General features: G+C 67.9%; 16 protein-coding genes, 1 pseudogene and 1 riboswitch. Of the genes and pseudogenes, 15 read left to right on the top strand and 2 right to left on the bottom strand.

Translation table 11 applies throughout. The annotated features are described in order from the left end of the window. The first annotated feature begins 35 nt into the window (after positions 1 to 35). The 9 genes and pseudogenes from serS to GBA65_RS12935 all read left to right on the top strand — a co-directional run bounded on the left by serS (position 36) and on the right by GBA65_RS12935 (position 10,935). A complete protein-coding gene (serS, locus tag GBA65_RS12970; RefSeq protein WP_166396908.1) occupies positions 36 to 1,307 on the top strand; it encodes a serine--tRNA ligase in 1,272 nt (423 codons plus the stop codon). A 163-nt stretch (positions 1,308 to 1,470) separates the two neighbouring features. Next, positions 1,471 to 2,775, top strand: coding sequence for an acyl-CoA thioesterase/bile acid-CoA:amino acid N-acyltransferase family protein (locus GBA65_RS12965; RefSeq protein ID WP_166396907.1), 1,305 nt, complete (start codon positions 1,471 to 1,473; stop codon positions 2,773 to 2,775). Between the two features lie 205 nt (positions 2,776 to 2,980). Then, positions 2,981 to 4,309, top strand: a complete 1,329-nt coding sequence (gene proS / locus GBA65_RS12960; RefSeq protein WP_323127057.1) for a proline--tRNA ligase — start codon at positions 2,981 to 2,983, stop codon at positions 4,307 to 4,309. 162 nt (positions 4,310 to 4,471) lie between these two features. Beyond that, positions 4,472 to 4,601: riboswitch (SAM riboswitch) on the top strand. Between the two features lie 120 nt (positions 4,602 to 4,721). Continuing rightward, positions 4,722 to 5,852: a homoserine O-acetyltransferase MetX gene (gene metX / locus GBA65_RS12955; protein ID WP_166396906.1), complete on the top strand. Its 1,131-nt coding sequence runs from the start codon at positions 4,722 to 4,724 to the stop codon at positions 5,850 to 5,852. Positions 5,853 to 5,865: 13 nt separating this feature from the next. Beyond that, positions 5,866 to 6,399, top strand: coding sequence for a PLP-dependent transferase (locus GBA65_RS25325; RefSeq protein ID WP_266096493.1), 534 nt, complete (start codon positions 5,866 to 5,868; stop codon positions 6,397 to 6,399). A 73-nt stretch (positions 6,400 to 6,472) separates the two neighbouring features. Further along, positions 6,473 to 7,168 (top strand): PLP-dependent transferase, encoded by a 696-nt coding sequence (locus GBA65_RS25320; protein ID WP_407691092.1) that lies wholly within the window; start codon positions 6,473 to 6,475, stop codon positions 7,166 to 7,168. Then, a complete protein-coding gene (locus GBA65_RS12945; RefSeq protein WP_166396905.1) occupies positions 7,165 to 9,486 on the top strand; it encodes an aspartate kinase in 2,322 nt (773 codons plus the stop codon). The genes GBA65_RS25320 and GBA65_RS12945 overlap by 4 nt, the downstream gene beginning before the upstream one ends. Further along, positions 9,483 to 10,443 (top strand): annotated as a pseudogene (locus GBA65_RS26525) (aspartate-semialdehyde dehydrogenase). The gene GBA65_RS12945 and the pseudogene GBA65_RS26525 overlap by 4 nt, the downstream one beginning before the upstream one ends. Beyond that, entirely contained in the window at positions 10,444 to 10,935 is a 492-nt protein-coding gene (locus tag GBA65_RS12935; RefSeq protein WP_166396904.1) for a GNAT family N-acetyltransferase, read from the top strand. A gap of 220 nt (positions 10,936 to 11,155) precedes the next feature. Here GBA65_RS12935 and GBA65_RS12930 read toward each other — a convergent pair whose 3' ends face one another. Continuing rightward, positions 11,156 to 11,590, bottom strand: coding sequence for a hypothetical protein (locus GBA65_RS12930; RefSeq protein WP_166396903.1), 435 nt, complete (start codon positions 11,588 to 11,590; stop codon positions 11,156 to 11,158). A 428-nt stretch (positions 11,591 to 12,018) separates the two neighbouring features. Then, positions 12,019 to 12,630, bottom strand: coding sequence for a hypothetical protein (locus GBA65_RS12925; RefSeq protein ID WP_166396902.1), 612 nt, complete (start codon positions 12,628 to 12,630; stop codon positions 12,019 to 12,021). Between the two features lie 656 nt (positions 12,631 to 13,286). On the opposite strand from GBA65_RS12925, the gene GBA65_RS12920 reads away from it, so the two are divergent. From GBA65_RS12920 to GBA65_RS12895, 6 genes are all read left to right on the top strand, one after another. Then, positions 13,287 to 13,586, top strand: coding sequence for an FmdB family zinc ribbon protein (locus GBA65_RS12920; protein WP_166396901.1), 300 nt, complete (start codon positions 13,287 to 13,289; stop codon positions 13,584 to 13,586). Between the two features lie 7 nt (positions 13,587 to 13,593). After that, entirely contained in the window at positions 13,594 to 13,866 is a 273-nt protein-coding gene (locus tag GBA65_RS12915) for a hypothetical protein (protein ID WP_166396900.1), read from the top strand. A 202-nt stretch (positions 13,867 to 14,068) separates the two neighbouring features. Then, positions 14,069 to 17,632, top strand: coding sequence for a DNA polymerase III subunit alpha (locus tag GBA65_RS12910; protein WP_166396899.1), 3,564 nt, complete (start codon positions 14,069 to 14,071; stop codon positions 17,630 to 17,632). Between the two features lie 6 nt (positions 17,633 to 17,638). Next, a complete protein-coding gene (locus GBA65_RS12905; protein WP_207955745.1) occupies positions 17,639 to 18,268 on the top strand; it encodes a DUF7002 family protein in 630 nt (209 codons plus the stop codon). A gap of 525 nt (positions 18,269 to 18,793) precedes the next feature. Next, positions 18,794 to 19,822 (top strand): excalibur calcium-binding domain-containing protein, encoded by a 1,029-nt coding sequence (locus GBA65_RS23190; RefSeq protein ID WP_207955744.1) that lies wholly within the window; start codon positions 18,794 to 18,796, stop codon positions 19,820 to 19,822. Between the two features lie 241 nt (positions 19,823 to 20,063). Further along, entirely contained in the window at positions 20,064 to 21,164 is a 1,101-nt protein-coding gene (locus GBA65_RS12895; protein ID WP_166396898.1) for an aminotransferase-like domain-containing protein, read from the top strand. Positions 21,165 to 21,167 lie beyond the last annotated feature (3 nt).

Raw genomic sequence — 21,167 nt, 5'->3', positions numbered from 1 at the left:
GACAACCTGACCGGCTAGCACACAGGAGACTTACTATGCTCGATCTCAAATTCATCCGCGAGAACGCCGAAGCCGTCGCCGAGAACTGCAGGAACCGCCTCGTCGAGGCCGACGTCGGGCTCGTCGTGGAGCTCGCGGATCGGCGATCGGCGCTCATCCAGGAGCTGAACGAGCTCAAACAGCGGCAGAACGAGCTGGCGAGGAGCGTGGGCAGGGAGCGCGACCCCGAGGCCAGGCAGAGGCTCGTGGAGGAGGCGCGCTCGATGAAGGAGCGCGTACCGCTGAAGGAGGGCGAGCTCGCCGAGGTCGAGGGGAGGCTCAGGGAGGAGCAGCTCAAGATCCCGAACATGACCCACCCCGACGCCCCCATCGGCCGGGACGACTCCGAGAACGTGCCCATCCGGCACTTCGGCGAGCCGACCCGGTTCTCCTTCGAGCCGAAGGACCACGTCGAGCTCGGCGAGGCGCTGGGGATCATAGACTTCGACGCGGGCGCCAAGACGACGGGGAGCAAGTTCTACTTTCTGCGCGGCGACGCCGTGCTCCTCGAGCTCGGGCTCGTGCGCTACGCGATGGACGTCCTCATGGAGCGCGGGTACGAGCCGACGATCACGCCGGACCTTGCGCGCGACGACGCGCTCGTGGGGACCGGCTTCAGCCCGCGCGGGCCGGAGACCCAGATCTACTCCGTCGAGGAGAGCGACCTCTCGCTTATCGCGACCGCCGAGATCACGCTGGCCGGGTCCCTGGCCGACGAGATCCTGAACGAGGACGACCTCCCCATCCGCCTCGCCGGCCTCTCCCACTGCTTCCGCACGGAGGCGGGCTCCCACGGCCGGGCGAGCCGGGGCCTCTACCGCGTCCACCAGTTCACCAAGGTCGAGATGTTCGCCTTCTCCACCCCCGACCAGTCCGAGGCCATACACGAGGAGATGGTCGGGATAGAGGAGCGCATCTTCCAGGGCCTCGGCCTCCCGTACCGGGTGGTGGACATCTGCACCGGCGACCTCGGGGGGGCGGCCTACCGCAAGTACGACCTCGAAGCGTGGATGCCCGGCCGGGACGCCTTCGGCGAGGTCACGAGCACCTCCAACACCACCGACTACCAGGCCCGCCGGCTCAAGATCCGCTACAGGAAGGACGGGGGCCGTCCCCAGCTTCTCCACACCCTCAACGGCACCGCGCTCGCCATCAGCCGCGTCCTGATCGCCCTCATGGAGAACTACCAGCGGGAGGACGGCTCGATCGAGCTCCCCGAAACCCTCGTCCCCTACGTCGGCAAGAAGGAGATAACGCCCGCCAGGTAGCCCGGGGGCGTCCGGCTATCCGTCCATCGGGTCCGGGCGCACGGCGCTCGCTTCCCCGCCCGCGCGGCCCGCAATAGAATAGATTCGGTGGGTCTTGGGTCGGCCGCCGGGCCCCGTGCGAGGCGCGGCCGACGCGGTCCGTGGCACGGGAGGTGAGGGCGTCGTGGACCCGACGACCGGTGGGCTCTCCAGCCGCAGGGAGTTTCTGAGGGGCGTGGTTGCCGGCGCGGCCCTGCTCGGCTGCGGCGGGGCGGGGTTCGCCTGCGGGTGGGCTCCCGCCCCCGAGCTCTCCGTGCAGCCTCGCCGCGTCAGGGCCGACGAGCCCTTCGTCGCGCGACTCGAGGGCCTCCCCCCCGGCGAGCGCGCGGTCTTCTCCGCCGACTTCGTCGACGAGATGCTCCGGGAGTGGTCCTCCACCGCCGTCTTCGAGGCCAACGAGGGCGGAATTGTCGACACCTCCGAGCACTCCCCGATCGAGGGCTCCTACGAGACCGGAGACCCCACGGGGCTCATATGGTCGGCCCTGGGCGCCGACTTCTACGCCCCGACCACGGGCGTGTCGACCGTAACGGTGACCGCCAGGGCAGGGGATCTGGAACTGAGCGCCGAGGTCGAACGCTACGCGATGGCGGACGGCGTCGAGGCCGCCGACGTGAGAGCGGAAGGGCTCTTCGGCAGGATCCTCTCGCCCGCGCGTGGGGAGCGACCGGCGCCCGGGGTCCTGGTCCTGGGAGGCTTCGAGGGCGGCTTGTCCCCGCACTCGGCGTACGAAGCGGCGCTCCTGGCCTCCCGCGGCTTCGCGGCGCTCGCGCTGGCGTACTTCAGGGGCGAGTACTTCGGGGCGGGGATCCCGCCGGGCGCCCTGCCGGAGAACCTGGCCGGGATACCGCTGGAGTACCTGGGGCGCGCGGTCCGCTGGCTCGGTGAACGAGACGGGGTGGACCCGGACCGCCTCGGCGTCGTCGGGCACTCGCGCGGCGGCGAGCTCGCGCTCCTACTCGGGGCGACGAACCCGGAGTTGAAGGCCGTGGTGAGCTGCGCGGGCAGCGGCGTCTCGTTCCCCTCGCCCGAGGGCGACGGGCCCGCCTGGACCCTGGGGGGAGAGCCCGTGCCGCACCTTCCGTATGCCTCCGACGGCTCGCGGCCGAGGGAGGGGGCGATCAGGAGGGCGGAGATACCCGTCGAACGCACGAACGGGCCCGTGCTCCTGATCGCCGGTGAAGACGACGCGCTGTGGCCCTCCGAACTCTTCTCGCGCCTGGCCTACGACAGGCTCCTGCGCCACGGCCACCCCCACGGCGACGAGCTCGCCGTCTACCCGGGGGCCGGGCATCTCATCCGGGCGCCATACGCGCCGGCCGCCCCGGGACGGGCGCAGTTCGGCGGGGACGCGAGGGCGAACGCCGAGGCTTGCGAGGACTCGTGGCGAAAGGTCACGACGCTCCTGGAAGAGAATCTCAAGCCGTAAGCTTGCGGGGTTGGTTATCTGCCGGCCTCGTACCGCCAAGCGGAGCTCCGTCCCTTCTCGGCCAGGCTCTCGCCGCGATGAGGGGAGGGTTGCCCAGGGCCCTCCGTCTGCCCCGTTCTCTACGCCGGCAAGTAGGTCATGGAGCCGGTCGGCGGGGTGCAGGACGCTATACTCTGCGAAAACTTGCACCCCGAGAGGAGCCCCCATGGCCGAGGCCGTCGAGAAGCTTACAAAGAAGAGCGAGGATCCGAGCAAGTGGTACCTGCAGCTCGTGCGCATGGCGAAGCTCGCGGACTACGGGCCGGTGCGGGGTACGTTCGCCATCCGGCCCTACGGGTACGCGCTCTGGGAGCGCATACAGGCGGACCTCGACGCCCGCTTCAAGGCGACGGGGCACCAGAACGCCTACTTCCCGCTCTTGATCCCCGAGAGCTACCTGAAACGGGAGGCCGAGGTCGTCGAGGCTTTCGACCCGGAGCTCGCCTGGGTCACGATAGGGGGTAGGGAGGACCTGGAGGAGCGGCTCGCCGTCCGGCCGACCTCAGAGAGCATCATCTGCGACTTCTACAGCAACTGGGTCCAGAGCTACCGGGACCTCCCCGTCCTCATAAACCAGTGGTGCAACGTGATGCGCTGGGAGAAGGTGACGCGCCCGTTCCTGCGCACGGCGGAGTTTCTGTGGCAGGAGGGCCACACCGTCCACGCGACCGCGCGCGAGTCCCGCGAGGAGGCCCTGCGGATGCAGCGGGTGTATCGCGACTGCTTCTACGAGGCCCTGGCGCTCCCGGTCCTCGACGGCGCCAAGAGCCCCTCGGAGAGGTTCCCCGGCGCCATCGAGACGTTCACGTGCGAGGGCCTGATGGGCGACGGGCGTGCTCTGCAGGCCGCGACGAGCCACGACCTCGGGCAGAACTTCTCCCGGGCCTTCGACATAACGTTCCTCGACGAGAACCAGGAGAGGCAGTACGCGCACCAGACCTCCTGGGGGTTCTCGACGCGGGTCATCGGGGGGCTCATCCTCGTGCACGGCGACGACCGGGGGCTGAAGATCCCGCCGAAGCTCGCGCCGACGGAGGCCGTGATCGTCCCGATCTGGCGGGGCGAGAGCAAGGGCGAGGTGCGCCGCGAGGCCGAGAAGCTCTACATCGAGCTCAAGGAGGCGGGCTTCCGGATGGAGATCGACCTCGACGAGGAACACTCGCCGGGCTACAAGTTCAACGAGCACGAGCTGCGCGGGGTGCCGGTGCGTATCGAGCTCGGGCCGAAGGACATCGAGAACGGCCAGGCCGTCCTGGCGCGCCGGGACGTCGCCGGCAAGGAGGGGAAGACGTTCGTGCCGCGCTCGGAGCTCGCGGGGAGGCTCCGGGAGCTTCTCGGGGAGATCCAGGAGAGCATGCTCCGCCGGGCGACGGAGTTTCGCGAGGAGAACACCCGAAGGGCCACGTCCTACGAGGAGTTCAAGGAGATCATCGAGGAGAAGCGCGGCTTCGTCCTCGCCCCTGGGACGGGGACCCGGCGACGGAGGCGAGGATAAAGGAGGAGACGAAGGCGACCATCCGCCTCCTCCCTTCGAGCGGGAGGAGGGCGCGGACCTCGTCTCCGGCAAGCCCGGCCGGACCGCCGTCTTCGCCAGGGCGTACTAGCTCGCCCTTGACGGTCGGGGGGGCGGTGCTTTAGCATCTTCCTCTAGCGCGGACTCGCATCGAGAGCGGCGGAGGGAACTGGCCCCGAGAAACCGCGGCAACCGGCGCAGAGCGGAGACGCTCGCGCAAGGTGCCAAGTCCAGCAGGACGCAGAGGTCTGTTGAGCGTCCTGGAAGATGTGGAGAGCCGATCACTTGAGGCCTCCTCTACGGAGCGGGTTGCGCGTAAGGCAGAGCGGGGCTCGCCCCGCGGCGCCACGGCGTAAGGACGCGACGGACGAAGGAGGCTACATTACTACCGAGCATGACACCAGACCCGGGGGCCGGGGCTAACGCGGCTCCGGCCCGACCGGGCAAGAACTTCCACCCCATAGGCTCCTTCGAGCCGGAGATGGGCGGCTACCTCCCAGAGGTCAGGCTCGCCTACGAGACCTGGGGCGAGCTGGACGACGCGGGCGAGAACGCCGTGCTCGTGGTCCACGCCCTCACCGGCGACTCGCACTGCTCCGGGGGGCCCTCCGACGCGTACAGGCGCGGCGGGTGGTGGGACGAGATGGTCGGGCCGGGGCGCGTGGTCGACACGGATGAGAACTTCGTCGTCTGCTCCAACGTGCTCGGCGGCTGCTCCGGGAGCACCGGGCCCGCCTCCGTGGACCCGGAGACGGGGCGGCCCCACGGCATGCGGTTCCCCGTCGTGACCATCCGCGACATCGTGCGCGCGCAGAGGCGGCTCCTGGATGGGCTCGGGGTGCGCAAGCTCCGGGCGGTCATCGGCGGGTCCATCGGGGGGCAGCAGGCGCTGGAGTGGGCCGTCGAGTTTCCGGACTTTCTGGAGAAGGCCGTGCCGATCGCCTCGACCGGGGCCCTCGGGCCGCAGGGGATCGCGATGAGCGAGATCGGCCGTCGGGCCATCATGGCCGACCCGAACTGGCGCGGCGGCGACTACTACGGGGAGGCCGGGCCCGAGACGGGGCTCGCGATCGCGCGCATGGCCGGGATGGTCACGTACCAGAGCGCGCCCGGCATGTGGGAGCGCTTCGGGAGGGGGCCGGCGAGGAGGCCGCCCTTGTACGAGGAGTTCGGCGGGATGTTCGACGTCGAGGGCTACCTGCACTACCAGGGGCAGGACCTCGCCGGACGCTTCGACGCCAACTCCTACCTCTACCTGACGCGCGCGATGGACCTGTACGACGCGGGTGCGGGCTACGCCTCGCGCGAGGAGGCGTACCGGAGGATCGAGGCCGACGTCCTCTTCGTCGGGGTCTCGAGCGACTGGCTCTTCCCGGCCGCCGAGGTGCGGGAGACGGCCGAGGAGGCCAGGCGCGCCGGTGCCAGCGTGCGCTACGAGGAGATAGAGTCCCAGAACGGGCACGACGCGTTTCTGAAGGACTGGGACGACCTGAGGGCGGCCGTCGGGCCGTTCCTGAACGACTAGGAGGAGACGAGAGATGACCGACACCGCAGATCAGAAGGCCCAGGAGCGCCAGTACGGCTTCGATACCCTGGCGCTGCACGCAGGCCAGGAGGTCGACTCGGCGACGACGGCGCGGGCCGTCCCGATCTACCAGTCCACCTCCTACGTCTTCCGCGACACCGAGCACGCCGCGAACCTCTTCTCGCTCGCGGAAGAAGGCAACATCTACACCCGCATCATGAACCCGACCACCGACGTCTTCGAGAAGCGCGTCGCCGCGCTCGAAGGGGGAGTGGGGGCGCTGGCGACCGCGTCGGGGCAGGCGGCGGAGACGCTCGCGATCCTGAACATCGCGGGGGCGGGGGACGAGATCGTCTCTTCCGCCGGCCTCTACGGCGGCACGTACAACCTCTTCCACTACACCCTGCCGAAGATCGGCATCACGGTGCGCTTCGTCGAGGGGAACGACCCGGAGGCGTTCCGCGCGGCGATCAACGACAAGACCAAGGCGATCTACTCCGAGACGGTCGGCAACCCGCAGCTCAACACCCTGGACATCGAGGGATAGCGGCCGTCGCCCACGAGGCGGGCATCCCCCTCATCGTGGACAACACGCTTCCGTCCCCGTACCTCGTGAACCCCTGCGCCACGGGGCGGACATCGTCGTCGAGTCGGCGACGAAGTTTATCGGGGGCACGGGACGACGATCGGCGGCGTCATCGTCGACGGAGGCTCGTTCCCCTGGGACAACGGGAAGTTCCCGAGTTCACCGAGCCGGACCCGTCGTACCACGGGCTGGAGATCTACCCGACCCTCGGCGAGCTCTCGTACATCCTCAAGGCGCGCGTGCAGATGCTCCGGGACTACGGTCCGGCGATCAGCCCGTTCAACAGCTTCATGCTCATCCAGGGCCTCGAGACGCTGCCCTCAGGATGGAGCGCCACTCGCAGAACGCGATGGCCGTCGCCGAGTTCCTGCAGGGGCACGAGAGGGTCAACTGGGTGAACTACCCCGGCCTCCCGAGCCACCCGACGCACGACCTGGCGAAGAAGTACCACCGCGGGGGGATGTACGGCGCGATCCTGGGCTTCGGGATCGACGGCGGCCTGGAGGCCGGACGGAAGTTTATCGACCGGTTGGAGCTTCACAGCCTGCTGGCGAACGTGGGGGACGCGAAGAGCCTCGTGATCCACCCCGCCTCCACCACCCACTCCCAGCTCTCCGTGGACGAGCAGAAGACCACCGGCGTGACGGACGACTACATCCGCCTCTCCGTCGGGCTGGAGAACATCGAGGACATCCTGGCCGACCTGGACCAGGCGCTGAACGGAGCGTGAACGGATTGAACAACGTCCATCCTCTGGTAATCAAGTTCGGCGGGACCTCCGTCGGCGGCGGCGCGCAGTTCGCCAACGCCGCCGGTATCGTTGCCGGGGCCGCGGCGGATCGACCGGTGGCCGTGGTCGTCTCGGCGATGTCCGGGACCACCGATACCCTCCTCGGTTACGCGGACGCCACCGACGACGGCGCGTCCCGCACGCGGGTCGGAGCTACGCGCGAGGGCTCGCTCGCCGAGCTCCACCGTGCCCTCGCCGAACGCCACCTGGCCGCCGCTCGCGAGGCCGTCTCGCCGGAGATCCTGCCCGGGGTGGAGCGCCGTGTGCTCGAACTCCTCCGGGAGCTCGTCGAGGCCATAGGAGCGCCGGACGCGAACGGTCCCGCAGCACGACGAGCCAGGATCGCCGTCTTCGGCGAGCGCCTCTCGGCCGCGATCCTGGCCGGCGCCATAAGCAGCCAGGGGGCTCCGGCGGCCGTCGTCTCTGGGGACCCCATCGCCACCGACGGGGACTTCGCCGAGGCCGAGGTCGACGCCTCCGGGACCCGCGAGCGATGTTCGCGCTACGTCGCGCCGCTCCTCGGGGACGGGCGGGTCGCCGTCGTCCCCGGGTTCGTCGGGCGCTCGCCCGAGGGCCTGCCGACGACGCTGGGTCGCGGGGGCTCAGACCTCTCGGCGACCGTGGTCGGGCGGGGCATCGGGGCTTCGGAGGTCTGGATCATGTCCGACGTAGACGGCGTCCTCGACGCCGACCCGCGCCTCGTGCCGAACGCTGCTCTCCTGCCGGAGCTCTCCTACCGCGAGGCGGGGGACTTCGCGGAGCTCGGCGCGAAGGTCCTGCACCCGAGGACGATGGAGCCCGCCTCCGAGGTCGGGATGGAGGTCCTCGTCCGCAACACGTTCAACCCGGACTGCCCGGGTACGCGGGTCACGGACGCAGAGGGGAGGGGGCGTCCGCTGCGTCGCGCTGCGCCCCAGCCTCTCGGTAGAGCTGCCGTGCGCGACGGGCCACCGCCGGGAGGCCTCGGCCGTGATCTGCATCGGGTCGCCGGACGAGCGGGACCTTCGCCGCGGCGGGGAGATCCTGCGGCGGGCCGGCATCAGCCCGGTCCACGCCGGCATCGCCGCCGCGGGCCTCGTCTTCGTCGTCTTCGCGGAGAGGGCCGAGGAGGCCCTGCGCGTACTGCACGAGGGCCTCGTCTCCCGCGACGAGGTTCCCGCCGAGGAGGTCGCGTGAAGCGCGTCGAGATCGTGCAGCTCGGCCTCGGCTACGTGGGCCGGGCCGTCGCCCAGATCGTGATCGAGGAGCGCAAGCGCTGGCTGGAGACCCTCGGGCTCGACCTCCGCTACCGGGCGGTCGCGGACACCTCCGGGGCGCTCGTCGGCGAGGAGTTGTTGCCGCAGGCGATCCGGCTGAAGGAGGACGGCGGGAAGCTCTCGGAGCTCGGAGTCGAGCCGGTGGAGGACGTGCTTAGGACCGAGCCCGAGGAGGGCACGACGCGGATCGTCGTCGACCTCGCGGTGCACGGCGGCACCTTCGATCTGGACCTGCTCGGCGTGCAGAACGGCTCGTGCCTCGTGCTCTCGAACAAGGGCCCGCTCTCCGGCGGCTCCGAGCAGTACGAGAGCCTCATGGACGCCGCCGGCGACAGGCTGTGGTACGAGGCGACCGTCGGCGCCGGGATGCCGATCGTCTCGACCCTCAAGGGGCTTGTGGAGACGGGCGACGAGGTGCTGGAGATTCAGGCCAGCCCGAGCGGTACTTTGGGCTTCATCATGAGCGCGGTCGAGGGGGGCCGCTCGTTCTCCGAGGCCGTCAAGGAGGCGGTGGCGCTCCACTACGCGGAGCCCGACCCCCGCGACGACCTCTCCGGGCTCGACGTGGCGCGCAAGGCGATCATCCTCGCCCGCACGATGGGGCGGGAGATAGAGCCTTCGGAGATCCCCTACGAGTCCCTCGTCCCCGAGGGGCTGGAGGCGGTCCCGCTGCCCGAGTTTATGGAGCGGCTGCCAGAGGCGGACGAGGAGTTCGCGGCACGGATGAGCGCGGTGCGGGAGAACCACATGCTCCGCTACCTCGCCCGCATCCCGGCCGAGGGGCCGGTAGAGGTCGGCCTGACGGAGGCGGCGGTCGAGACGCCGTTCGGCCCCATAAACGGCCCCGAGAACGTCTTCGACTTCCGCACGCGCCGCTACTCGGACGTCACCCTGACGGTCACGGGACCGGGCGCTGGGCCCGAGCGGACGGCGAGCGGGGTCATCGGAGACATGCTGGACATCGTTGGCAAGATCGTAAGAGATCGGGAGGGATTGGCATGAGCGAGGGGTACACGGTCGCCGTCGTAGGCGCCGGTCTTGTAGGCGAGAGGCTCGTGGCGGAGCTCAGGAGGCGGAACTTCCCCTGAAGGAGCTACGCATCCTCGCCCGGAGCGCCCGCACGGCGGTCCTGGACGGGGAGACCTTCGAGGTCGGGGTCGCCGAGCCCGAGGCCTTCGAAGGGGTGGACATCGCGCTCTTCGCCGGGACGGAGGGCGAGAAGGGGCCGCGGTCCAGCTCGCGCGCGAGGCGACGGCCCGCGGCGCCGTCGTCATAGACAACGGGAGCGACTTCCGGCTGGAGCCCGACGTCCCGCTCGTGGTGCCGGAGGTCAACGCCGACGCCGCCCGCGAGCACGACGGGATCATCGCGAACGGCAACTGCTCCACGATCCAGATGGTGGTGACCCTCGCCCCATAGCGCGCGAGTTCGGCCTGAAGAAGGTCGTCGTCTCCACGTACCAGGCCGTCTCCGGGGCGGGCAGGAGCGGGGTCGAGGCGCTGGAGAACGGCCAGGGCGACGCCTTCCCAAGCCCATCGCCGGGAACGCCATCCCGCTCATCGGGGCATCGGCGAGGACGGCTACACCTCCGAGGAGCGGAAGATGAAGCTGGAATCCCGTAAGATCCTCGGCCTCCCCGACCTCGAGGTGCACGCGACGGCCGTCCGCATCCCCGTCCACACGGGCCACTCCGAGAGCATCTACATCGAGACGGAGAGGGAGGCCACCCTCGAAGGGGTCCTGGAGGCGCTGCGTTCGGCGCCGGGCGTGACGTTCTCCGGCGACGCCAACGACTTCCCGACCCCGCTGGAGACCGCGGGCGACCCCGGCGTCTTCGTCGGCCGGGTGCGCGTCTCGGGGAACGCGATCGAGTACTGGTGCGTCTCGGACAACCTGCTCAAGGGCGCCGCCACGAACGCCGTACAGATCGCGGAGACGCTCGTCGCGGCGAAGGTGTAAGTGCCGGAGGGGACTCCCACGGAGATTCGGGCGGCGACGGAGGAGGACGTCGGGCTCGTCCTCTCTTTTATCAGGGAGCTCGCGGAGTACGAGGGGCTGTCGCACGAGGTCGTCGCGACGGAGGACGTGCTCCGCGACTCCCTCTTCGGAGAGCGAACGGGGGCGGAGGTCGTGATCTGCCACCACGAGGGCACGCCGGCGGGCTTCGCCCTCTTCTTCCACAACTTCTCGACGTTCCTCGGGAGGCCGGGCCTCTACCTCGAGGACCTGTACGTGAAGCCCGAGATGCGCGGCCGCGGCCTGGGCCGCGCGCTCCTCGTCCACCTCGCAAGGGTCGCCAGAGAGCGGGGCTGCGGGCGGCTGGAGTGGTCGGTCCTCGACTGGAACGAGCCCGCCATCAAGCTGTACAGGGGCATCGGCGCCACGCCGATGGACGAGTGGACGGTCTACCGCGTCACCGGCAGGGCGTTGGAGGATCTGGCCGCCGGATAGGGTGCGTAACGCCGGAGTCCGGTGAAACCTTTTTGAGCGGCACGGATTCACCGACGGGTACCGGCCACCGCGCCGATCGGTGCGCACGAACGAGAGAGGCGGGCCCCGAAGGGACCCGCCTCTCTTCGCGGCCGTAGCCGTCCGGTGCGAGTAGCCCACTACCTCACGATGCGGCGGGCCACGAGGCCGCCCGCGATCAGGAGGGCGCCCGCGCCGAGCGTCAGAAGGCCGAAGCCACCCGTCGCGGGAGCATGCCGCCGTGGTCGCCGCCGGCGGAAGCGCTGGCGCCAGCGGAGGCACCGCCACCGGAGGAAGCCGCGGCGGCCGCGGCGGCAGCAGCGCCCTCGTCCTCGTCGGCGACTTCCTCGTCGTCCTCGTCGATCTCGTTGAAGCCGCCCTGCAGGAGGTTCACGCAGTACTGCACCTGCTCGGCCCCGGCGTCGTTGCCGTCGGGCTGATCCACGGAGTTTCCATCGCCGGAGATGTTCGCCTCCGGGACGTTGATCTGGTACGCCGCCTGGTCGAGGACCTGCTCGCAGTCGTTGGCCGCCACCTGGCTGTTGTCGCCCGCCTCGATCTCGACCTGAGCGAAGGAAGGCGCGGCCACGACGAGCACCATCGCCAGCATCGCCGCCACCAACATCAGCTTCTTCAATTCATACCTCCTGTGCCACGGTTTACAAAACGAAAGCATGGTTTCATACGGCTAAAATTCCGTCAACACGAAAACAATGAAACCAAATATATGGTGCAGAAAATATTAACAATGCACAATATATCAATGCATGGACGGGAGGCAGGGCTGGCGAGATCTCGGTGCTTCGATAGGGACGTCGGCCGCCCGCTTGGGGGACCCGGCTTGGCGGGCTCTCGTAGCCGCTCCCCGGGGCGGCTCGGCGCGGAGGTAGTGCGCGCTGGTCCTCCGGAGCCCTGACGATCACACGCGAGGCGCGGGCGGAACCGATGCTCGCTCGGATCCGGGGCCAGAGCAGCCTCCGTCGATCGGCGCAAACGAGGAGAGGCGGGCCCCGGTGGGACCCGCCTCTCGTTACGGCCGTGGCCGCCTGGTGCCGAGTTAGGTGCTTACCTAACGATGCGGCGAGCCACTACGCCGCCGGCGACCAGCAGGGCGCCCGCGCCGAGGGTCAGGAGGCCGAAGCCGCCCGTCTCCGGAAGCTCCTCGCTGGACTCCTCTTCCTCGCCGCTGGACTCCTCCTCGCTGCTCTCGCTGCTGGACTCCTCCTCGCTGGAAGAAGACTCCTCGCTGCTGGACTCCTCGCCGCTCGACTCCTCGCCGCTGCTGGCAGAAGCGGCGGCAGCGGCGGCGGCGGCGGCGCCCTCGCCCTCCTCGACGACGCCGTCGTCGTCCTCGTCAACGTCGGCCTCGTTGAAGCCACCCTGCAGGAGGTTCACGCAGTACTGCACCTGCTCGGCGTCGACGCCGTTGCCGCCCTGGGCGACCTCGTTCTCGTCGCCGGAGACGTCCGCGACCGGGGCGTTGTACTGGTACGCGACCTGGTCGAGGACCTGCTCGCAGTCGTTGACCGCGACCTGGCTGTACTGGCCGGCCTCGACGGAGGTCTCGTCCGTGCTGCTCTCGTCGTCGCCCTCGATGACCGCGTCCTGCGCGAGCGCCGGGGCGGCCGCGACCAGCGCCATCGCCAGCATCGCCGCCAACATCATCAACTTCTTCATGCCCTACCTCCTGGTTTCGGGGCTTACGATTACGGCGCCGATACTGGCACCTCGCTGTTCACAAAGCAACACAGAAACCATAAGAAAAAACATATTTAACAAGGAGTTTCTTAATATTTAACGATAAGCGTCTTATTTCTCGGCGTAGGGCGTCCCCGGGGCGTTCGAGTGGCGGAGGATCGGGACGTGTGAGGACGAGCGGCGGGGGATGGGACGTTCCTCCGGTCGTGGAGATGCCCGGGGCCGCGTTGTTGTTATGATTGGTACAGGCTAGACGGGGCCCTGGGCGGAGAGGAGGCGTTATGGTGACCGAGAGGCGAAGGTCTTTCCTCGAGTTGCTGTTCGGTGACGGGCACGGCAACGAGCGGCAGGGCAGGGTGCTCCGGTACATCGTGCATCGTCTCGGGAGGGCGCGAGGTTTCAGGACGTCGTCGAGGAGGAGTACGTCCGGCGCAACGCCACGAGGGACGAGGTAGACCGGATAGTGACCAACCCCGAGTTGATCCAGTCCTCCAGGGAGCACCTCGAGAGGGCGTTCGCCTCGGGCGAGCTGGACCCCAAAGCCCCTCCGCGCCGGTAGTTCCCCGGAGTCCCGGCCTCCGCAAGGGTTGTATAATCTCGCGGTTGCAACCTTTATACAGCCCTACGGAGGTAGTATGCCGATCTACGAGTACAAGTGCGAGAACGGGCACGTCTTCGACATCATGCAGCGGATGAGCGAGGACCCCCTGACGGAGTGCGTGCAGTGCGGCGCTCCGGTGAGGAAGGTGCTCCACCCGGTCGGCATCTCCTTCAAGGGCTCGGGCTTCTACTCGACGGACTACAGCAACAAGGGCTCGAAGACGGACGCCAAGGAGACGACCAAGGCCGACTCCGCGGCCTCTTCGAACGGCAACGGCTCCGAGAAGAAGACCGAGACGTCCCCTACCGGGAGCGCGGCCAAGAAGGACGACTAGGGGGACGGTGGCCGAGCCCGTGCGAGGAGAGCCCGAGACCGAAGCCCCGCGGGCCTCACGCCCGGCCTCGCTAGTCCTCACCCTGCTCTTCGTCCTCGCCGCCATCACAGTCTCCGCAGGGCTCGTCGTCTACACGGCCTGGCTCCACGACATCGAGAACGGCCCGTTCGCCGTCCTCTTCGCCGTCCTGAGCGCCAAGGCCGCCCTCTCCTGGCTCTCCTGGAACGAGCAGGACGAGGACCACCGGACGGCCTCCACGGGCCAGCAGAAGCAAGACTGAAGCCCGCCTCCGGCCGCGACGGCTACCCTTTCCGTCCTCACCCGGCCCTCCCGTGGCAGGTCGCCGTCGCGCTCGCGAAACGGTTGCTAAGGAGCGAAAAATACGCGCGAAAAGTGCTGCAAATCGTGCCTCAAGTTTAGGTAGAGCTTGAGCTAGACAAGCTCTGTTTTCCCTCCGTATAGTGCCTCCCGCGAGGATGTTCGTGGGAGAACGGGCGATGGGCGGGGTCTTCAGGGGCTCCGCCGCCGTCTTTGAGTCGAAGGGGAGGAGTTCTTTGTCGGTCACGCCTTTCGCGCACCTGCACTGCCATTCTGAGTACTCGATGTTGGACGGGGCCAGCAGGATCAAGGACCTCGTCTCCTTCGCGAAAGAGCAGAACATGCCCGGCATCGCGCTCACGGACCACGGGGTGATGTACGGCTCCGTGAAGTTTTACCAGGAGGCGACGAAGGCCGGGATCAAGCCGATCCTGGGCTGCGAGGTCTACGTGACCGCCGACCGGCACGACCGCAGCCGGGCGAAGTACTTTCACCTGACGCTCCTGGCGCGCACCGCCGAGGGCTACAAGAACCTCATGAAGCTCTCCACCTGCGGCTTCCTCGAAGGCTTCTACTACAAGCCGCGCGTGGACATGGAGATGCTGAGGAAGCACGGCAAGGGGATCATCTGCCTCTCGGGCTGCCTCTCGGCGGAGGTGCCGACGCGCATCCTCGAGGGGCGCATCGACGAGGCGCGCAGGCTCGTGATGGAGTACGGCGAGATCTTTGACGCGGTGTACCTGGAGATGCAGGACCACCTGGAGATCCCGGAGCAGAAGCGCGTCAACGAGGGCCTCTTGAAGCTCCACAAGGACACGCACATCCCGCTCGTCGCCACGAACGACTCGCACTACACGGCGCGCTCGGACGCGAGGATGCACGACGTGCTGCTGTGCATCGGGACGGGCAAGTTCCACGCTGACCCGAACCGGATGCGCTTCTCGGGCGAGGAGTTCTACGTCAAGCCCGTGGACGAGATGGAGAGGCTCTTCCCGAAGCATCCGGAGGCGCTGGAGAACACGCTGAAGGTCGTGGAGAGCATCGAGGACCCGGGGATCGAGCTCGGCAAGACGAGGCTGCCGAACTTCCCGAAGCCCCAGGGGTACACGGCGGACCAGTACCTCCTGGAGAAGTGCGAGGAGGGGCTGAGGGCGCGCTACGGGGCGCGGGCCAGCAGCCCGGAGGTGCGCCAGCGCCTCGAGTTCGAGCTCGGGACGATCGGGAAGATGGGGTTCGCGGACTACTTCCTTATCGTGTGGGACTTCGTGAAGTACGCGAAGGACCGCAAGATCGCGGTAGGTCCGGGGCGAGGCTCGGCGGCCGGCTCGATCGTGGCGTACGCGCTGGAGATCACGGACCTCGACCCCCTGAAGTACTCGCTCCTCTTCGAGCGCTTCCTGAACCCCGACCGCATAAACATGCCGGACGTCGACATCGACTTCTCCGTGCACGGGCGGGCCGAGGTGATGCGCTACGTCACCGAGAAGTACGGCGGGCACGACCACGTCGCCCAGATCATCACCTTCGGAACGCTCGGCGCCCGGGCCGCCATCCGCGACGCCGGACGCGTCTTCCAGTACCCCTACGACGCGACGGACAAGCTCGCCAAGTTTATCCCCGAGAAGCCGGTCGGGACCGGCCTGCGCGACGTCCTGGCGCAGAACGAGGACGGCATCTACGTCCCGGGCGAGAAGCACCCCGGGGCGGCGCGCGAGATGCTCCAGTTTGTCGATGGGAACGCAGGGGCCAAGGACATCCTGGATATCGCGTTCAACATCGAGGGCTTCTCCCGCCACGCCTCCATCCACGCCGCGGGCGTCGTGATCTCCGAGGAGACCCTGACGGACATCGTCCCCTTGCAGAAGGGCGCCAAGGGCGAGGTCATGGTCCAGCACCCCATGAGCGACGTGGAAGCGTTAGGTCTCCTCAAGGTGGACTTTCTCGGCCTCAGAAACCTCGACGTCATCGAGGAGACGCTCCAGACCATAAAGGAGACGACGGGCGAGGAGGTGGACATAGGGGGGATCCCGCTCGACGACGAGGAGACGCTGAAGCTCTTCTCCCGGGGCGACACCTTCGGGGTCTTCCAGTTCGAGTCCGGCGGGATGCAGCGGATGCTCCAGGAGGTCCGCCCGGACCGCTTCGACGACCTCGTCGCGCTGAACGCGCTGTACCGCCCCGGCCCGATGGACTACATCCCGAACTTCAAACGCGGCAAGCACGACCCGGACAGCGTGCAGTACCCCGACGAGCGCGTGAGGCACATCCTGGAGCCGACCTACGGCGTTGCGGCCTACCAGGAGCAGCTCATGGAGATCTCAAAGACGCTGGGAGGCTTCACGCCCGGCGAGGCGGACACGCTCCGCAAGGCCATCGGCAAGAAGAACGCCAAGATGCTCGCGACGCTCAAGGACAAGTTCATGGACGGGTGCGCCGCGAGCGAGGTCTCGACCCAGATCGCCGAGGAGCTGTGGAACTGGATGGAGAAGGCCGGGGGCTACTCCTTCAACAAGAGCCACTCGGCGTGCTACTCCTTTCTCGCGTTCCAGACCGGCTACCTCAAGGCGCACTACCCCGAGGCGTACATGGCTGCGCTCATGAGCAGCGTGATGAACACGAAGGACCGGGTGCCGCAGTACGTCGCCGAAGCACGGGCCATGAGCATCCAGGTCCTGCCGCCCGACGTCAACGAGAGCGGGCACCGCTTCACGGTCGTCGGGGACACCATCCGGTTCGGCCTCTCCGCCGTCAAGAACGTCGGGAGTTCGTGCGTCGAGGCGATCATCGCCGCCAGGGAGGACGGCCCGTTCGAGGACGTCTTCGACTTCTGCGAGCGGGTGGACCCGAAGACGTACAACAAGCGCACGCTCGAGGCGCTCATAAAGTGCGGGGCCTTCGATTGGACGGGAGCTTCGCGCGCGGCGATGGTCGAGGTCCACGAGAAGGCCGTCGAGCTCGCGCAGAAGAGCCTCAAGGAGGCCAACGCCGACCAGTTCTGCATGTTCGAGGCCGCGGAGATCGCCCCGGCCCGCCCGGTCATCTCCGACGCCGAGGACGACCGTCGCGGCGTCCTCGAGTGGGAGAAGGAGGTCCTCGGCCTCTACGTCTCGGACCATCCGCTTCGCCCGGTGGCCCACAAGCTCAAGAGGCACATCGACACCACGGTCTCCGACCTCGACCACTGCCGGGACGGGGCGGTCGTGTGGGTCGGGGGGCTCGCGACGAGCGTGCGGCGCAACACGACGCGCAAGGGCGACGTGATGGCGATGCTCCAGCTCGACGACACGCGCGGGCTCGCCGAGGTCATGGTCTTCCCGAGAGTCTTCGCCAAGTGCGCCGATTGCGTGCGCGAGGACGCCATCCTGAAGGTCAAGGGCCGCGTCGAGCGCAAGGAGGGCATCCCGCGCGTCGTGGCGCTGGAGGTCGAGGAGCTGCACCTCGAACCGGGCCCCGACCCGCTGTACCTCTACGCCGACGAGTTCGTCGGGCTCTCGCAGAGCAGGGCGCGCGAAGCCTTCGCGGTCATAGGCCGGCACTCCGGCGGGAGCCCTCTCTTCCTCGTCTCCGGCGACGGGGTGCTGGAAGAGCAGATCGCGGGTGTCGACGACTCCTCGGACCTCCACGCCGAGCTCAAGCAGATCCTCGGTCCCCGCTGCATAAGCACGATACGCCGGGGTCCGGCGCGGCGCGGAGCGCCGGAAGAGGCGGTCATGGAGCAGGTCGGGTAGGGAGCGGTGGAGGCGGAGGCGCTCGTCCGCCGTTACCCGAAGCTCTACCATATGGCGGAGGACGGGAGCTGGGAGAGCATCCGTAGCGTGGGGCTCCTCAGCACGAGCGCGCTCCTCGACAGGTTCGAGGTACGGGGCGAGAGGCGGCGGGAGATCGAGTCGTCTCGCCGACCCGAGATCGTGGAGATACAGCACCCCGAGCTCGGCAGGGCTTTCGTTCGCGACAACAAGCCCATGCAGGAGAAGACGCTGGAGAGGTGTCTCGTCGGGATGACGCCGCGCGAATGGTACGAGAACCTCAACCGCAGGGTCTTCTTCTGGGTGGACGAGAAACGCCTCAGGAAGCTGCTCGGAGCCAGAGCGTACCGGGAGCGCCCGCACCTCGTCCTGGAGATAGATACCGCCGAACTGCTCCAACGCCACTCCGAGAAGGTCTCGCTCTCTTCGATCAACTCCGGCGCGACCTTCACTATGAACCCCGCCCCACGCGGACCCGACACCTTCAAGCGCATCCCGGATCATCCCGACGGTAAGCCCGTGGTCGAACTGACCGTCGACTACACGGTCCCCGACCTCGCCGACTTCACCCTCTCTGTCAGCCGCTGGTTCGGTGCCGAGAAGCTAGAAGCGGTCTAGGATCGCTCTCAGGTGGGGGACGAGGCGTGAAGTAGGGCGAAGTGGCCAGCCTTCGAGCATGCTTGTGGAGATCCTTTGGGACGTACGTACGATCCTTGCCAGTGCGCTGACGTATCGAACCGGGACACTTGCACGGGAGAGGGGTGCGTGCCTAACATTACATGCGAAGCATGTTTGTAGGAAGGGGAGTCGGTGGGGCGCACTGCTCGATTCGTGGGTTTGGTTTGTCGCGTTGCTCTGAAGAGGATCTCGTGCAGCGTACTCGCAAGGCGCGATGCGTCCTCGGCACCTACGGTTGCCTTGCTTCTCGTCGTGGTTCTCGGTGTCACCGCGTGCAGTACGGGACAAGAGGCTGCCCAAAATACTCCTCCGTCGGAGCCCCAGCAGAGAAAAACTCCACAGAGCGCCCAACCTGCCGAGGAGCAACCGCGCGCCCAAGAGACGGAGTCCGACGTAGAGGAGCTCCTGGATCAGCCTGGACCCCCGGCTTCGAGCCCCGCTTATGCTCCGATCTCCGACGGCTCCTTGTCCATCGAAGTTCCCGTCGCTTGGGACGAAGTGATCGTAGGAGAGGAGTCCGAAGCCGGAAGCAGCTGGTCGCAGTTCAGCGGGGAGGACGTGCAGGCGTCCATCACCGCTGCGCCCGATCTCGCTGCATGGGGCAGTGCGCCCGACGTCTCGGGCACGTACGCCGTCGCGTCCCGTGCTCTGGCAGAGGGGTATACCGACGATGAGCTCGTCTCCGAGGGCCCCAACGACCTTTCTTCCGCCTGCGAGCTCGGAGCGCGCTCGGGTTTCGACAGGCCGCCGTACTCCGGCGTAGTGCAGGCCTGGAAGAACTGCGGCGCGAACCCTGCCGCCAGCTTCCTCACGCTCACCGCTGCGCCCGCTGGCCGCGAGTGCGTCGTCGTGCTGCAGGTGGGGATGATCGGAGACGACGATCTGGAGGCGGGCCAGCACCTCCTCGATACCTTCGGCGTCGATTGTGGGTTACTGCCCCTCGATGAACCCGCGGTGCAGGAGTACGCGTACGCGACCGAGCCCATGGCAAGCGTCGAGGAGTACGCCGCTTCTCCCGACGGCGACGAGGGTAGTAACGACTTCGATTGCACGGATTTCGCGACTCAAGAAGAGGCACAAGCTATTCTTGACGCGGACTCCGCAGATCCGAACAGGCTGGACGAGGACGGGGATGGGCAAGCATGCGAGGATTCGTTCGACGGGAGCGACAGTGCTCCTGCAGGTCCGTGTCCGCCTGGTGAAATCGTCGCCGGGGAGGGCTGCGTCCCGAATCCCGCGCTAGAGGAACCAACAGATTCTGGAAGAGGGGAGCCAACGCCACCGACGGACCAGTACGGTCAGCCTGGAGAGCCTCCGCTGGTCCCCGGGTACGGGGAGAACGAGCCACCCTCCTCCGCTCCTCCTCCTCCGCCGCCGCCGCGTGATCCTAACGATGAAAGCTGGACTTGCGACGAGATAGGCGGGGGTCCCTACACGGTACCGCCGGGCAGTCCACATGACGCTGATGGGGATGGACTGGCTTGCGAGCCGTAGGTCTTCGGCGAAATGGGAAGCGCCTGCCTTAGCGCACACGTAGCGTTTCGGAGCAGTACCGGGGCAACCGAGGCGTTACGTCAGCTACTAGAGGGGACTGGACCACTACGATCAATCTACGCAGCTTTGGGCTAGGGCAATCCTGCACGGACGTGTGGAATCTCCAAAATGGCCTCATCCTTATCGTATGATAGGGCGGCAACTTTTCATTGTTTCGTAGGCGAGAGGGGAGAGTCTTCCCATGACCGAGACCGCACAGGCCAGGATCGTTTTTACCCGTGGCGTGCCGCCGCCCGAGTCGTTCCCGACGGAGGAGTTCGCGGAGTGCCTCGATGCGGCCCTCAAGAAGGACCCGAGCGTCATTCTCCAGTACGGGCAGCAGCCGGGGTACGGGCCGCTGCGCGAGGAGCTGGCGAAGGAGTACGGCGTCGACGTTTCGAACATCCTGGTCGGGAACGGGTCGTTGCAGCTTCAGGATCTGATCTCCGCGTACATGATCCGCCCCGGGGGCGTGGTGTACACGGAGCAGCCTAGCTTCGACCGCGCGATCAAGACATTCCGCAGGCGCGGCGCGCGCGCCGTGGGCATCCCGCTGGACGACGACGGGGTGAACGTGGAGCGGTTGAGGGAGGCGGTAGAGGCGGAGAAGCCGGCGTTCGTGTACCTCGTGCCGGACTTCCAGAACCCGGCCGGGGCGACGCTCTCGCTGGAGAAGCGCCGCCAGGTCGTCGAGCTCGCCGAGGAGAAGGACTTCTGGGTGATCGAGGACATCCCGTACCGCAAGCTCCGCTACGCGGGCGAGGACCTGCCGCTCTTGCGCGAGATCAGCCCGAACAGGGTCATCACCATGAGTTCGTTCAGCAAGCTTCTGAGCCCCGGCATCCGCGTCGGCTTCGTCATAGCGCCCGAAGAGCTGATCAAGGCGGTCACGAGCCTCGGCGAGGACACCTACCTCTCCCCGGTCCTGCCGACGCAGGCCGCGGTCGCCGAGTACCTCAGGCGCGACTGGCTCGCCCCGAACATCGAGCGCCTCAAGGAGGTCTACCGCCCGCGCTGGGAGGCGATGGCGAACGCGGTGCGCCGCGAGTTCTCGGGCGCCCAGCTTTTCGTCCCGGACGGCGGCTTCTTCGTCAGCATGATGCTCCCGGAGGACGCCCACACCGACAACCTCGTCGGCCGCGCCAAGGATCAGGACCTCGTCCTCACCCCCGGCGCCGCCTTCTTCCCCGACCCCATGACCGGCGAGGAGGTCTCCGGCGACCGGTTCGTCCGCCTCCCGTTCTGCGCCGTCCCGCCCGAGCAGATCGACGAGGGGGTCAAGAGGCTCGCGAGCCTCGTCTGAGGG

The organism is Rubrobacter marinus (assembly GCF_011492965.1).
Classification (GTDB): domain Bacteria; phylum Actinomycetota; class Rubrobacteria; order Rubrobacterales; family Rubrobacteraceae; genus Rubrobacter_F; species Rubrobacter_F marinus.
Note: the sequence above shows the minus strand (reverse complement) of the source record. Positions and strands in the feature narration are given on the sequence as shown.

Coding starts and splice junctions, on each gene's coding strand:
- serS (WP_166396908.1), top strand. CDS start 36: ATGCTCGATCTCAAATTCATCCGCGAGAACGCCGAAGCCGTCGCCGAG.
- proS (WP_323127057.1), top strand. CDS start 2,981: ATGGCCGAGGCCGTCGAGAAGCTTACAAAGAAGAGCGAGGATCCGAGC.
- GBA65_RS12925 (WP_166396902.1), bottom strand. CDS start 12,630: ATGAAGAAGTTGATGATGTTGGCGGCGATGCTGGCGATGGCGCTGGTC.
- GBA65_RS12920 (WP_166396901.1), top strand. CDS start 13,287: ATGCCGATCTACGAGTACAAGTGCGAGAACGGGCACGTCTTCGACATC.
- GBA65_RS12895 (WP_166396898.1), top strand. CDS start 20,064: ATGACCGAGACCGCACAGGCCAGGATCGTTTTTACCCGTGGCGTGCCG.
- metX (WP_166396906.1), top strand. CDS start 4,722: ATGACACCAGACCCGGGGGCCGGGGCTAACGCGGCTCCGGCCCGACCG.
- GBA65_RS25325 (WP_266096493.1), top strand. CDS start 5,866: ATGACCGACACCGCAGATCAGAAGGCCCAGGAGCGCCAGTACGGCTTC.